We start from the raw sequence: 13,677 nt of genomic DNA on the forward strand, positions 1-13,677 counted from the left end.
TTTTGCAACGGCCCATCGTTTTACTCCAGCGTAAACGCCGGCATTTTTTTCACTTCGCCACCGGCCAGCGCCGACTCGTGGGCCAGAATACCAACGCAGGTAATATTGGCCGACTCCACCACATTGGGGTAAGCGTTGTAATCTTCCAGCACACAGCGAATAAAGTTGTGCACTAAATGCGGATGCGAGCCGCCGTGACCGCCGCCCTGGGTAAAGCTCAGGTGTTCATTGGCCTCATCGTAAACGCCGTGGCCGGTGAAGGAGCGAATTTCTTCGGGCAACAAGTGCGCGTAATCGGGTACGGTTACCTGCTCGGGCACCTCGGGCTCGGGCTTGCCACGGGTGTGCATAACCGGGTTTTCGCCTTCTACCAGCGGCCACTCGTAGGATTTCTCCGAGCCGTAGACATCAAAGCTCTCGCGGTACTGGCGCGCGGTGTCGTAGAGCGAGCGATAGATGCGCGCCCCCACATCCGAGTCCTGCATTTGAATGTGGCAGGATTCAATGGCGAAAGGCGAGCCGTAAATACCGGCGAACTCATCGCGAATTTTGCCCGAGCCGATGCACTGCACCTGATTGGCCAGTTTGCGCTGCAAGCCCAACACCGGGCCCACACAGTGGGTGGCATAGTGCATGGGGGGCATACCCTCCCAGTAGCTGGGCCAGCCGTCCATATCCTGCTGGTGGCTTGCCTGCAAAAACTGAATGCGCCCCAGATCGCCCCGGTCGTACATTTCTTTTACGAACAAGTATTCGCGGCTGTAGACGACGGTTTCCATCATCATGTACTTTTTGCCGCTGGCCTTAGTGGCTTTTACGATACGCTCACAGTCTTCCACGCTGGTGGCCATGGGTACCGTGCAGGCGACGTGTTTGCCCGCCTCCAACGCCATAATGCTGTGCTTGGCGTGATCGCCAATGGGGGTATTGATGTGAATGGCATCCACATTGGGGTCGGCCAGCATATCCTCGTAGGAGGTATAGCGCCCGCCTTCCACACCAAACTTGTCGGCCAGCTCGTTCAGGCTTTGCTCGTTGCGCTGACACAGTGCCACCACTTCGGCATTGGGGTGGGCCTGATAAATGGGGATAAACTCTGCGCCAAAGCCCAGACCCACCAATCCTACTCGCAATTTATTATTCGCCATGCTTCCTCCTCATCGGGAATGTTCAAGTGTGTATTACGCCTGCGCCGACCATCGACGCAAAAACTCTAAGCCCCGGCGGGCAAATTCGTCCTGCGAGCTGGCAAACCGGCGCCAGATGCACACCGCCTCGGCCAGGCTGGAGGCGTCGGGGGAAAAACTCTCAATGGACACTTTGCCGTCATAACCGACCGCTTTTAGCCCCTCGCGCAGGCCCGCCCAGTCGCTGTTGCCGTCGCCGGGCACGCCGCGATGACTTTCCGATACCTGAACGTGTACCAATTGTTCACCGGCCTGTTTAACCGCCGCGCAAAAATCGGCCTCTTCGATGTTCATATGAAAACTGTCCAGAGCGATGGCCAGGTGCGGGTGGTTAACATCAGCGAGCATACGTTTGGCATCGGCAACGGTGCAGACCATATCCGTCTCAAAGCGGTTAAGCGGCTCTAAACCCAGGTGAATGCCCCGCTCGCCCGCCATAGTGGCCAACCGGTGCAGGTTGGTCGCCGAGCGCTCCCACTCGGCGCGGCGCAGCGCCTCAGTGGCAAGGCGAGGTTTGGCCACCGGCGCGTACAGCGGGCCGACCAGAACGCCGGAACCCAGGTTTTCGGCTAACGCCAGACAGCCGCCAAAATAGTCCAGTGCCTTATTGACGACATCCGGGTCCGCAGAACTCAAATCCCGATCACCCACTACCGCCGTGCAGATAATGGCCTCCAGGCCTAAATCCTGCAGCACAGGCCTGAGTTTGGCGGCATCGATATGTTCAGGGTCTTCCACTGGAATCTCGACAAAATCGAAACCCATATGGGCGATTTTTTGCAGCAGCTGCACATCATCGCTGGTAAAGGGTGAAGTCCACAGCCAGGTACTGGCGCCAAATTGCATGCTTGTACTCCCAGATCGTTATATTTGTAGCTGACGACATGCTAGCGCTAAACCCCGAATGTGGCTTGTACCTTGTCGTAAAAAAATTGTATTATTTCGACATGAAAACGATAGAAGCCTGGCTCGCTCAACTGGACCCCCGACATTCGGCGGCGCAGATTTTTGAGTTTATGCCCAGCGTGCTCTACTTTGTAAAAGATCGCGACGGCCATATCATGACAGGCAACCAGGCCTTTGCCGAGCGCTGTGGCTGCGCCTCGGCCCGCGAACTCTACGGCCGTCGGGATGACACTTTATTCCCCCTGTACATGGTGGAAAAATTTCGCCGCGACGACGCCACCGTGTTTCACACCGGCGCCCCGCTGCACGATTTGATTGAACTCTTCCCCACCCGCGAGGGGCTGCCCGAGTGGTGCGTGACCCATAAGGTGCCGCTGTTGAATTTGCATGGCGAGGTGGTGGGCCTGTGCGGCATTGTGCAGAGCTACGAGCGCATGTCCGACCACCCCGAACGGCCGGAGTTTCAGGTGGTGGAATACATTCGCGCCCATTACGCCGAGCGTTTAAATATCCCCGACATAGCCGAGCAGTTTGGTTTTTCCCAAAGGCAGCTGGAGCGTCGCTTTGCCGACACCTTTGGCGCCAGCCCGCGCGAGTACATTATCAGGCTGCGCACCCTGGTCGCCTGCGAGCATTTACGCAGCAGCAATACCCCCGTGTCCGATGTGGCGCTTGAGTGCGGTTTTTACGACCACAGCAGTTTTATTCGTCACTTTAAGCGCATTTTGGGGGTTACGCCGCTGGCTTACCGCAAACACCAAAACAGCCAAGGCGGTAGCCATTAACCTTCCAGCTCGGCCGGAACAGCATTTAAATAGTGAAGCAAATAGGTGGGGCGGTGTTTGGATTTTTACGCTTAAAACACTCGCTAATTGAGACACTACCGGGGGGTTTAACTTCCCTCCGGCAGTGCAGTTTATAAAGCGTTAAAAAATAGTGTTAAGAATTTTCTGGTAGCGATCAAAAGCCTCAAACTGTGGCATATGCCCGACATCTTCCAGCTCGTGCAAGGTCGCATCGGGAATGCGCTCGGCAGCGGCTTTTCCCAGCTTGTCGTACTGACCCAGGGTTCGAGTCACGCCCGGCTTTTTCCAGTTTCGCCCCGGGCCTGTGGTATCGCGGGTGCCGATGATTAAATGCACCGGCATACGGAACTGGTCAAACTCGTTAATCACCGCACCGGTAAAAATCACATCGTAAGTCTGGGCGTTATTCCAGGCCACCTGCTCCCAGTCGGGGCCGTTTATCCAGCCTTTGTGAATCGTGGTGAGCGCTTCGTAGTCGTCGCTCCATTTGCCGTCATAGTAGTTCTTTTTTTGGTAGGAAATCACATCGGCGGCGGTTTTTTGCAATTCGTTTTGGTAGAAAAACTCCGGGTCTTTGTACTCGACGTATTTTAAATAATCTTCCAGCCCCACGGGGTTCACCAAAACCAGTTTTTGCACCTGATCGGCATAATTCAGCGCATAGCGACTGGCGAGCATGCCGCCCATGGAATGCCCCATCACTACTAAGTCACCGATGCCCAACTCTTGTACCAGCGCGTTCGTATTCGCGACCAGCGCCTCGGCGCTAAACTGATAATGCGCAGGCTTAGAGGATTTACCAAAACCAATTTGATCGGGCATTAATACCCCGTAGCCGCGCTTGCGCAGAACCTCGGCGGTTCCCTGCCAGTAATCGGCAGCAAAGTTTTTACCGTGCATTAGAAGCACCGTAGGCTTGTCCTTTTCGGCGGGTAAATGCATATAAGCCATTTCCAGCTCTTGGCGCTGGGAGTTGAAACTAAAGTTATGCACTGGGTAAGGGTAAGGATATTGGCTGAGCCGCGCATCGTATGCAGGCTCTTGCGCTACGACGCTAAGAGCCGAGCCGCTAACAGACAATATTAGCAACCACACAGCGGTTAGAAATGCGGTGTTTTTCATGTAGGGTCCTATGCTCGGTGGTGTACACTTGGCGAACTGTCATCGTCTTTTGCGATGGCGTCACATACAATAACATCTGACAGATCAAACCTTTGTGACTAACCAGATACTTTTACAAAACATAATGAACAGCGACGGCGGGCTTCCCACCATTGAACTCTCGAGACCCAGGCTGAGGTTACGCCAATGGCAAAGCTCTGATTTCCCCGCGTTTGCACACATGAACCGCGACCCAGAGGTCATGGCATTTTTTCCATCCGCGTTGACGACCACGGCCAGCGATAATCTGGCGCAAAGATGTCATTTGGACATTGCCAAACGCGGCTGGGGACTATGGGCCCTAGAGCTTGCCACCAGTGGCGAATTTATCGGTTTTACCGGCTTCAATATTCCCGGCAAAAACTTACCCTTCAGCCCCTGCATTGAAATCGCATGGCGTCTGGCTCGCCCCTACTGGCGCCAGGGCTACGCCACCGAGGCGGCACAAGCGGCTTTGGAATTTGGCTTTAATGCTCTGGGCTTTTCTGAGGTGGTGGCTTTCACGGCGCAGAATAATTTCCGTTCGCGCGCGGTTATGCTGAGGTTAAACATGCAACCCAGTGACCAAAACTTCTTACACCCCGATATAGACCCACAACACCCGCTGGCCGAACACGTGCTGTTCAACCTAACCCGTGAGCGCTGGCACGCCACCCATTCTGACGCCTGATTTAACCTGCATACGTATTCAATTTTTCTGCATACGTATGCAGTTTGGCGGTTAACCGTTTACAGCCTTAGCTTTTGCACCGGCATTTACAAAACCTAACATGCCGGCAGTTCTTTGTTTTCACGTCCGTGTCATATCTGCCTTCAAGACAATAATCATAATGAATTGGAGAACCTGAGATGAAATTAAAACAGTCTGTAAAAATGCTAAGTTCCGCAGCCGCCCTTTTGGCCGCTAGTCAAAGCGCCTCGGCAGGCAGCGCCTTTGTGCACTTATTTGAGTGGAGCTGGAACGACATCGCCCAGGAGTGCGAAACCTTTTTAGGCCCCAAAGGCTTCGATGCTGTGCAGATCTCACCGCCCAGCGAGCATGTGAATATCTCCCAGTGGTGGGCGCGCTATCAGCCTATCACCTACCAAAACCTGACCAGTCGCAGCGGCACCGAAGCCGAGCTGCAAAGCATGATCAACCGCTGCCACGCCGCAGGGGTAAAAATTTACGCGGATATCGTCGTCAACCAAATGGCGAATAACCTCGACGGCGGCAACACCGGCATAGGCGGCACACCCTGGTCGCCGCGAAATTACCCTGAATTTAGCCCGCAAGATTTTCACCCCAGCTGCGATACCAATTACGGCGATGCCAACTCGGTATGGAGCTGCGAGTTGTACGGCATGCCGGATTTGGACCACAGCCTGCCCTACGTACGCGACACCATCGGCGCCTACATTAAGCGTTTAAGCGACATGGGGGTCGACGGCTTTCGCATTGATGCCTCAAAACACATGCCGCCTGCGGACATTCAAGGGTTCTTAAACGCCGCCGGTAACCCCTGGGTCTTTTTAGAGGTAATTGGCGCCGCCGGTGAGGCCTCGCAAATTCAACCGCCTAATTACACCTACTTGGGCCCTGTCACCGAGATGGGCTATGGCACGGCCGTGGCCGGTAACTTTAATGGCCAGATCAAACACCTGCTTAACCTGGGTGAAAGCTGGGGTCTGCTGCCATCCAACGATGCGCTGGTGTTTATCGATAACCACGACCGCGAGCGCGGCCACGGCGGCAATGGCAATTTAACCTATCACAATGGCGCTAAATACAATCTTGCCAATGTGTTTATGCTCGCCTACCCCTACGGCTACCCCAAAGTGATGTCCAGCTACCAGTTTGACCCCAACACCACAGCGGGCACGGATATGGGTCCACCGGCACCCGGCGGCTGCGATGCCAACGGCTGGGTGTGCCAGCACCGCTGGGGCAACATTGCCAATATGGTGGGCTTTAGAAACTACACCCTTGATGCCTGGAGCCTGGATAACGCCGTAACCATCAGCGATAACGCCATCGCCTTTGGGCGCGGCGATAAGGGCTTTGTGATCATCAATAATGAAAGCCAGAGCGTCAGCGAGACACTCTACACCGGCATGCCCCAGGGCAGTTATTGCGATATTCTCGCCGGCGAAGACGAGTGCAGCGGAACCCTTATTCAGGTGGATGCCAGCGGCAATGCCACCTTCAATGTGCCCGCCGAATCGGCCTCGGCCATTCACGGCGGTGCCGTACCGGGCGGTAACCAAACCCCGACCGCAAACATTAGCGCCGCGCCCGGCACCGAGGTTTCGGTGGGCACTCAGGTCACCCTGGACGCTTCTGGCTCCAGCGATCCAGACGGCAGTATTGTCTCTTATCAATGGAGCACCGGTGCGAGCAGCGCCGCCATCAGCGTTACACCGCAAAGTGCGGGCAGCACCACCTACACCGTAACGGTAACCGATAACCAGGGCGCCACTGACGACGAGAGCCTTACCATCAGCGCCACCGATGGCGGCGCGGCCAGCAATTTTGAACAGCTGTATTTTCGCGGCACCGCCAATAGCTGGGACACCACGGCAATGAGCTTAGTGGCCGATTACACCTGGCAAACCGAGGTGTATTTTGATGGCCAGGCGAACCAGCGATTTAAATTCGATGTGTTTGGCGACTGGAGCTATAACTTTGGTGACAATGGCGCCGACGGTACGCTGGAGCAAACCGGTGGGGATATTTTTACCAACGTGATCGGCCACTACCAAGTCACGGTTAACGACCAGCAGCTGACCTACCAACTGCAACCCTTGGACGGGTTTAGCAGTAACTGGAGCGGCGTGTATGTGCGCGGTACCTTCAACAACTGGGGCTGCACCGCTATGACACTGGTGGATGACAATACCTGGGCGGCCTCGGTTACTCTGGATGGGCAAAGCAACCAGCGCTACAAGTTCGATCGCCACTGCGACTGGAGTGATAACTACGGCGACAACAACGCCGATGGCAGCTTGGAGACTAACGGTGCGGATATTTTTGATGCCAGTAACGGCGTTAAAACCCTGCAGCTAAATGACAGTGAGCTCACCCATACTAGCTTTTAGCTGGCTGCTAAACTCAAAACCGCGCTCAGGCGCGGTTTTTTCACCATTCCGATTTACTCCACGTCAGCCAATACCGAATTTAACGCCCGATCGAGCTTGCGGTTATCACCACTGTAGCGCAGCCCCTGGCGGGCGAACTGGGCCGCCTGAGTCTCATCGCCTGACTGGTAATAGCTTTTTGCGAGCACCAGGTACGCCTCGGCGCTGCGCCGGTCGATGCGCAGGGCGCGCTCGGCGCTGGCAATGGCGCGCGGGTAGTCGTTTTGTTGATAATAGCCCGCCGCCTGGTTCAGCAGCGAGACCACCGCTGAGTTGGGGCCACTCGAGCGCGGAGGAGCGGTTTGCGGTTCGGGCTCATCTTGGGGCTGGGTAATCTGCCAGCCGCCATTATCGCCGCTCGGTTCTGTGCTTTCGCGCCGAGACTCGGGCCGGGTTTCAGGCTCGGTGGTTTGGGAGGGCTGATCCGGCTCGCCCGCGTCACTTACCGGTGCGCCCGGGCCGGTGGTGGCACAGCCACCCAGCAGTAACGCAGCCAGTCCCAAAGCGCCGATAATCGTGCGTGTTTCAGTCATAGGTTAGTTCCAGAATCTCTGCCACCAGCCGCGCGAACCCTCGTCTTCGCGATTGAGACGACAATCCACCGCATCGGCGGGTAAGTAATCAGTGTGTAGGGGCACCCACATCGCCCCCTCGCAACCCTCGGCGCTGAGCATACCACTGTCGCGGTCCAGCCAATCGAAGGTCACACTCTCGGGCGGCTGGGTATTGACGCCGCGGGTAGGCAACTGGCTCATTAAATCCGCCCAGACTTTAAGCGCCCCGCCGCTGCCGGTCAGCGGGGTTTCGCTGTTGTCGTCGCGCCCTACCCAGCTCACCGCCAGGTGCTCGCCGCTAAAGCCGGCAAACCAGCTGTCGCGCTGGTCATTGGTGGTGCCGGTTTTACCCGCCAGGGGTAAATCGGCGGGAAAGCGGTGATACACCTGCCGGCCGGTGCCCTCGCGCAAAACGGCCTGCAGGGCGTACTGCAACTCGAACACCCCGGCACTGCTAAAGCGCTGCTGAATTTGCAGCGGATAGCGTTTAAGGGGCTCGCCGGTGGCGGTCAGTACATCGCGAATGGCTCGGAGCGGCGTATAGGTGCCCTCGGCGGCCAGGGTGTGGTAAATGCCCGCCACCTCATAGGGCGACATATCAATCGCCCCCAACGTCATGGCCGGAACCGGCGGAATATAGCCCTCAAAGCCCGCGCGCTGAATGGTCTGGGCCACCTGACGCAAACCCAGCTGCATGCCCAAACGCGCGGTGCCCTGGTTATAGGAGTGCACCAGCGACTCAATTAAGGGCACCTGGCCGTGACTTTCGCGGGAATAGTTCTGGGGCTCCCATAGGGTGCCATCATCGCTCTGCACGGTCACCGGCTCGTCCGATACCGGGGTACCCAAATTGTAATTGGCCGGTTGTTCCAGTGCCGTTAAGTATACGAAAGGCTTAATCAGTGAGCCCACCGGTCGCTCGGCATCCAGAGCGCGGTTAAAGCCAGCGTAGCGCGGGCTGCGATCACCCACCAGGGCCAGCACCTCGGCCGCCCCTACCGAGGTCACCACCATCGAGGCCTGCAGGTTATCGACTTTGTAGGCCGATTCCAGATTATCCAGCCGCTTGGCCACGGCCTCTTCGGCCTGGCGCTGCACCATGGGCGATAGGGTGGTAAAAATCCGCAGCCCCTCGCTGCGCAAGTCTTCTTCTTTGTAGTCGCGGGCCAACTGGCGTTTGACCAAATCCACAAACGCGGGGTAAGTGCTCTGGGAGTTCTGCCCCGGCTCTACCACCCCCAGGGGCGCGGTCTGAGCACTCTTAAACTGAGGGTCGCTAAGCAGCCCTTCGCGGTGCATCACCGTTAGCACCAAATCGCGGCGCTTTTTGGCCCGCTCGGGATTGCGCCAGGGGTTGTAAAACGAGGCCCCTTTGACCAACCCCACCAGCAGTGCCACCTGCTGAGCGTTAAGCTCGGACACCGGCTGGCGGAAATAATACTGCGAGGCCAAAGCGAAACCGTGTATCGCGCGAGCGCCACTCTGGCCCAGATACACCTCGTTAATATAGGTTTCCAGAATTTCGGATTTACTGTAGTGCAGCTCCAACAGCACCGACATAATCGCTTCCTGGGCTTTGCGGGTCAGGCTGCGCTCGTGTGTGAGGTAAAAGTTTTTGACCAACTGCTGAGTGAGAGTACTGCCCCCCTGCACCACCTGCCCCGATTGCAGATTAACCCAAGCGGCCCGGACAATGCCGGTGGGCGAGATGCCATAGTGATCGAGAAAGTTTTTGTCCTCCACCGCCAATAGGGTTTCCCCTAAAAGCGGGGGTAAATCGGACAACTGCACCAACAATCTGTCCTCGGCCTGGGTGGGGTAAATACCGCCGATCTGCTCGGGCTCTAAGCGCACCAAAGGCAGGGGCTCGTCATTGGTGGTAAGGCTGGCCACCCCCGAGGGGCCCAGCACGACATCAAAGCGCAAGGCTTTATCGCGGCCGTCCCAAAACTCAAACCCACGGCTGTAAATACGGTAGCGGGTGTAGCTGCCCGCACTGTGGCGACTGAAATACCCCGGCCGGGTCACCGATTCGACCGGTCGGTAGCCCAGGGCGTTTAGCTCGCGCTCGAGCAAATTGGGGGTTAGCGCCAGACCCTCGTATAGCTCCAGCGGCCGGGCGTAGACTCGCGCAGGCAGCGACCACTTTTTGCCGTCAAACTTATCGCGCACCACAAAATCCAGGTACACCACCCACAAACCGCCCACAATCAGGCCCGCCAGTACGGCATAGGTCAAAAGAATTTTAAACAGCGAACGGCCGTGACGTTTTGCGTTGGGCTTTTGTTTGCGGGCGCGGCGGCGCGGGGCTTGCGTACGGCGTTTGGTCATTGAATATAGGGCCTAAGTGTCTTTGCCTGGAGCGCGGTTATTTTGCATAATGTGCGCCCGATTACAATCATCGGACAGCGCTAGACGGGTAATTATCATCCTGGAAACGTGAACTGTCCGACATCCCCCCTATTTCCAAGAGGCATTTATGACAGAGCAATACCACATTTATGGCATCGGCGCGGCGCTGGTGGATATGGAAATTACCGTGAGCGACGACGATTTGGCCACCATGGGTGTGGATAAAGGCGTAATGACCCTGGTGGATGCCGAGCGTCAAAGCCAGCTAATTGCTCACCTGGAAGACCACCTGGTCGCCTCACAGCGCGCCAGCGGGGGCTCGGGCGCCAACACCATTATCGCCGCCGGCTACTTTGGCTGTCGCAACTTTTACTCCTGCAAGGTGGCCGACGATGACAATGGCCACTTTTACCTCAAAGACATTGAAGACGCCGGGGTTACCTACCCCAAGCATATTGGCACGGACGAGGGGATTACCGGCAAATGTCTGGTTATGATTACCCCCGATGCCGAGCGCACCATGAACACTTATCTGGGCATTAGCGCCAGCGTGTCGGTGAACGAGCTGGACGAAGCGGCCATTGCCGCCTCCCAGTGGGCATACATTGAAGGCTATTTGGTCAGCTCGGACACCGGCCGCGCCGCCGCGATTAAGTTGAACCAACTGGCGCGCCAAAACAATACCAAAATCGCACTCAGCTTGTCGGACCCTGCGATGGTGAAATTTTTTAAAGACGGTTTAACCGAGATGATTGGCGAGGGCGTAGATTTATTGTTTTGCAATCGCGACGAAGCCCTGGGCTACACCGACACCGACAACCTGGATGACGCCATTGTGGCCCTTAAACCCATTGCCAAAACCCTGGCCATTACCTGCGGCGCCGAGGGTTCGGTCGTGTTTGACGGCGAACGAGAAATACATATTCCCACCGAAAAGGCTAAAGCTATCGACACCAACGGCGCGGGCGACATGTACGCCGGAGCCTTTTTATACGCCCTAAGCCAGGGCGAAACCTACGAGCGCGCGGGCCAATTTGCCAATAAAGCAGCCACCTTAGTCGTTACCCAGTACGGCCCACGCTTGCGCGCTGAACAACATCGCGAACTAAAGGCGGCGTTTTTTAATGGGTAAAATCCTCTAGCCGTTTCTCTAAGTTGGGGTGAGTCGAGAGATAGTCCAGCCACTGGGCGCTCTCGTCATCGCCCTGCTCTTCCGCTAGCTTTTCACACAGCTGCAGGCGTTCGGTTTCGCTGAGTTGCTCCGGCTCGACGTTTTCGGCCTCATCCAGTAAATGCTGGCAATGCGCGGTTTCCCCCAAGCGCGTCATTAAATCCACGAACACCTGACGATCAATTCCCATTTTATCAAGATAGCGTGCGGCAAATTCATCGGCTTCGGTCTCGTGATCGCGCGAATAGGATAAAGTCGTGGCCAGTACCGGCAAGCCCACCAGCAAGTCCCCCACCGCCGAGCCATCGCCCACTAGAGTGACATAGGCAAAACCCAACACCGCGTTTTGAATCACCGCCCGCAAGCTGTGGCGCAAAGCCACATGGCCAATTTCGTGGGCCAGCACCGCGCGCAGCTCATCGTGACTGTGTGACAACGCCACCATTTCGTCGGTAAAAATCATGGTGCCGTCGGGCAGCGCGAAGGCGTTGGCACCAATGTGCTCACCCCCGGTGCGAAACTCTACCCGCAAATCCAATTCTGGGTAATCCGCCAACACCGGAGCAAAGGCCCGATGCAGTTCGTTTTTTTCCCCTTGGCTTAGCTGGCTGGGCTCGAAATGAAATTTGTCCAGTATACTCATGGACTCAGAGGCGACAGAATCCAGGGTATCTTGCGGCAGCTGATAAGCGATCATTTTCGAGACCGCCGGAACACCGTAAAGCGCGCCCCCCACCACTAAGACCAATACCACTAAGCTGGCGGCAATCACTAACCCCAAATGCGTTTCTAAACGGTGCAACAGGCCCCGCCACAATCCCGGCTGCCACTGGCGCTGCAGCTCGTCGACTTGAGCATTTTCGGTGGTTTCAAACGCCGCGCCACCGCTAAAGCGCACAAAACGGGCACTGTTGCCCAAGCGCGAGGATATTTCCAGCGTACTCGCGTGGGCCTCACGCAAATGCCTGCCATCGCTCTGCGCAACAATCTCTACCTGACCATCGGCCTGCAAGCGCAGCAGTGCCTCGCAGCGCGAGGCGTCTTTGCCGTTGTACCAGAGCCCGTGAATATCCACTTAAAGGCCTATTTCGATATCGAATAAATCACCCACCGATTCGGCCAGGGCGTTGACGTTGTCGCGCTCTTCGGCCACCAGGGTATCAATATCGCCCACAAGCACTGCGCTGGTGTGATCGGCTTTAAACTGCGCGGTACGTACCTTGGCCCAGGGAATAAACAAGCCCAGAGTCACAATGGTTAACAAGGTATTGCTCACCAGCAGCCAACAGTAACGCTTTAAATTCCAGTCAGCACTCAGCGCGTGCTCGCGCAGGGTAATGGCATTGTAGTTAACATTGGCCATGGCCACCGCAAAGTAGGCAAACGAGAAAAAGTAAGCAACCATGGTTAACATTAGTGCGATTACGGGATGGGTTTGCGCCCCCAAAATCATGGCAATACCCACCGTAACCACGTATATCCCAAAGGTCAGCAAAAAGACTTTATAGAACTCCCCCACCGTGGCCGAGAACTCAAACTCGGTGGTGCCATAACCGTGCATCCCGTAAATAAACTTTTTCTGCTGATGGAAAGCGTAGGGAAATAAAAGCCCCAAAGTAAACAGGGATAAAAAGGGCCAGAGTAAAAAAACCAAAGCCGCCTCACCCGCCCGGCCGTGAAAACAAAACGGCACATTGCGATACTGCGAATAGCGAGCGTTAAAGCGCATGGATTTACAAATAACCCAGGGCAAAAAGATCAACAACAAGACACCCATCACCAGCGCACCAATAATGGTGGTCTCGCTGAAGACCGTATAGATCACTAGAAACACAAACGCGATAATCCGGCCGATTAGAATTTTTACCGGATCGGCGGTATAGGCAAAACTGACATCATCCAAATAGGTATTGCCGTAAAAATACTGTTTGTTGCGTACCTTGGCCCAAGCCGAATAAATCCCCAAGGTGACAATCGACAAGAGGATATTAACGATCCAAATTTTGAAATACTCAAAACCATTGCCGGTAAAAACAAAGGGACACTCGCGAGGCTCGTTGACATCGGCGGCATTTGTCGAATCGCCGGGTGCCGGCGGCGCACCGGCGGAAGGGTCCGCCGGCGGAGGCGCGGCGGGTTCACTCACAGGCGTCACCTGCTCGCGCATTTCGCAGGCCACCCCCACATCCGCCAGGCGTTTTACATAAGTCTCGGCCTGTTGCAGGGTTAAGCCACTTTTAAGTACGCGTCGAGGCTGGGCAAATACCCGCTCGACTTTCTCGGGCGGCAATTTAAACAGTTTGGCAAAACCCGCCTGCGCCTGCACATCCACAACCCCGGGCAGCGCGCCCAAAAGAATAACTTGGTAAGTTTTATTATCGTTTATCATCGATATCCCTATTACTTTTTGATTTTTATTGATT

Annotated in this window: 11 protein-coding genes; 4 read left to right on the plus strand and 7 right to left on the minus strand. The window is 56.0% G+C overall.

The genetic code is table 11. The features are described 5' to 3' along the window. Positions 1 to 20 precede the first annotated feature (20 nt). Positions 21 to 1,148 (minus strand): Gfo/Idh/MocA family protein, encoded by a 1,128-nt coding sequence (locus tag M6D89_RS07255; RefSeq protein ID WP_253967352.1) that lies wholly within the window; start codon positions 1,146 to 1,148, stop codon positions 21 to 23. A gap of 33 nt (positions 1,149 to 1,181) precedes the next feature. Next, positions 1,182 to 2,033 (minus strand): sugar phosphate isomerase/epimerase family protein, encoded by an 852-nt coding sequence (locus M6D89_RS07260; protein ID WP_253967353.1) that lies wholly within the window; start codon positions 2,031 to 2,033, stop codon positions 1,182 to 1,184. A 101-nt stretch (positions 2,034 to 2,134) separates the two neighbouring features. Between M6D89_RS07260 and M6D89_RS07265 the strand changes: the two genes are divergently transcribed. Then, entirely contained in the window at positions 2,135 to 2,878 is a 744-nt protein-coding gene (locus M6D89_RS07265; protein WP_253967354.1) for an AraC family transcriptional regulator, read from the plus strand. Positions 2,879 to 3,019: 141 nt separating this feature from the next. Here the strand turns inward: M6D89_RS07265 and M6D89_RS07270 are convergent, their stop codons facing one another. Further along, the gene (locus M6D89_RS07270; RefSeq protein WP_253967355.1) at positions 3,020 to 4,021 is read right to left on the minus strand and encodes an alpha/beta fold hydrolase; all 1,002 of its coding nucleotides are present in this window, start codon (positions 4,019 to 4,021) and stop codon (positions 3,020 to 3,022) included. Positions 4,022 to 4,145: 124 nt separating this feature from the next. Between M6D89_RS07270 and M6D89_RS07275 the strand changes: the two genes are divergently transcribed. Both M6D89_RS07275 and M6D89_RS07280 read left to right on the plus strand, forming a co-directional pair. Continuing rightward, positions 4,146 to 4,730 carry a GNAT family N-acetyltransferase gene (locus M6D89_RS07275; RefSeq protein WP_256504468.1) on the plus strand — a complete coding sequence of 195 codons (585 nt, stop codon included), beginning with the start codon at positions 4,146 to 4,148 and terminating at the stop codon, positions 4,728 to 4,730. A gap of 179 nt (positions 4,731 to 4,909) precedes the next feature. Beyond that, positions 4,910 to 7,138, plus strand: a complete 2,229-nt coding sequence (locus M6D89_RS07280; RefSeq protein WP_253967357.1) for an alpha amylase C-terminal domain-containing protein — start codon at positions 4,910 to 4,912, stop codon at positions 7,136 to 7,138. Positions 7,139 to 7,191: 53 nt separating this feature from the next. On the opposite strand, the gene M6D89_RS07285 is transcribed toward M6D89_RS07280, so the two are convergent. Together M6D89_RS07285 and mrcB are read right to left on the minus strand one after the other, a co-directional pair. Continuing rightward, positions 7,192 to 7,710 carry a tetratricopeptide repeat protein gene (locus M6D89_RS07285; RefSeq protein ID WP_253967358.1) on the minus strand — a complete coding sequence of 173 codons (519 nt, stop codon included), beginning with the start codon at positions 7,708 to 7,710 and terminating at the stop codon, positions 7,192 to 7,194. 3 nt (positions 7,711 to 7,713) lie between these two features. Continuing rightward, a complete protein-coding gene (gene mrcB, locus M6D89_RS07290; RefSeq protein ID WP_253967359.1) occupies positions 7,714 to 10,062 on the minus strand; it encodes a penicillin-binding protein 1B in 2,349 nt (782 codons plus the stop codon). Positions 10,063 to 10,210: 148 nt separating this feature from the next. Here mrcB and M6D89_RS07295 point away from each other — a divergent pair, with 148 nt between their 5' ends. Further along, positions 10,211 to 11,215, plus strand: a complete 1,005-nt coding sequence (locus tag M6D89_RS07295; protein WP_253967360.1) for an adenosine kinase — start codon at positions 10,211 to 10,213, stop codon at positions 11,213 to 11,215. On the opposite strand, the gene M6D89_RS17380 is transcribed toward M6D89_RS07295, so the two are convergent. Together M6D89_RS17380 and M6D89_RS07305 are read right to left on the minus strand one after the other, a co-directional pair. Continuing rightward, positions 11,205 to 12,329 (minus strand): M48 family metallopeptidase, encoded by a 1,125-nt coding sequence (locus M6D89_RS17380; protein WP_253967361.1) that lies wholly within the window; start codon positions 12,327 to 12,329, stop codon positions 11,205 to 11,207. The genes M6D89_RS07295 and M6D89_RS17380 overlap by 11 nt on opposite strands. After that, positions 12,330 to 13,643: a YjgN family protein gene (locus tag M6D89_RS07305; RefSeq protein ID WP_253967362.1), complete on the minus strand. Its 1,314-nt coding sequence runs from the start codon at positions 13,641 to 13,643 to the stop codon at positions 12,330 to 12,332. It lies immediately after the preceding gene. Positions 13,644 to 13,677: the final 34 nt, after the last annotated feature.

It is taken from the genome of Gilvimarinus xylanilyticus (genome assembly GCF_024195295.1).
In the GTDB taxonomy this organism is placed as follows: Bacteria; Pseudomonadota; Gammaproteobacteria; order Pseudomonadales; family Cellvibrionaceae; genus Gilvimarinus; species Gilvimarinus xylanilyticus.

Excerpts from the sequence above, each read along its gene's own strand:
- M6D89_RS07275 (WP_256504468.1), top strand. The coding sequence starts at position 4,146 with ATGAACAGCGACGGCGGGCTTCCCACCATTGAACTCTCGAGACCCAGG.
- M6D89_RS07255 (WP_253967352.1), bottom strand. The coding sequence starts at position 1,148 with ATGGCGAATAATAAATTGCGAGTAGGATTGGTGGGTCTGGGCTTTGGC.
- M6D89_RS07305 (WP_253967362.1), bottom strand. The coding sequence starts at position 13,643 with ATGATAAACGATAATAAAACTTACCAAGTTATTCTTTTGGGCGCGCTG.
- M6D89_RS07295 (WP_253967360.1), top strand. The coding sequence starts at position 10,211 with ATGACAGAGCAATACCACATTTATGGCATCGGCGCGGCGCTGGTGGAT.
- M6D89_RS07265 (WP_253967354.1), top strand. The coding sequence starts at position 2,135 with ATGAAAACGATAGAAGCCTGGCTCGCTCAACTGGACCCCCGACATTCG.
- mrcB (WP_253967359.1), bottom strand. The coding sequence starts at position 10,062 with ATGACCAAACGCCGTACGCAAGCCCCGCGCCGCCGCGCCCGCAAACAA.
- M6D89_RS07270 (WP_253967355.1), bottom strand. The coding sequence starts at position 4,021 with ATGAAAAACACCGCATTTCTAACCGCTGTGTGGTTGCTAATATTGTCT.
- M6D89_RS07280 (WP_253967357.1), top strand. The coding sequence starts at position 4,910 with ATGAAATTAAAACAGTCTGTAAAAATGCTAAGTTCCGCAGCCGCCCTT.
- M6D89_RS07260 (WP_253967353.1), bottom strand. The coding sequence starts at position 2,033 with ATGCAATTTGGCGCCAGTACCTGGCTGTGGACTTCACCCTTTACCAGC.
- M6D89_RS07285 (WP_253967358.1), bottom strand. The coding sequence starts at position 7,710 with ATGACTGAAACACGCACGATTATCGGCGCTTTGGGACTGGCTGCGTTA.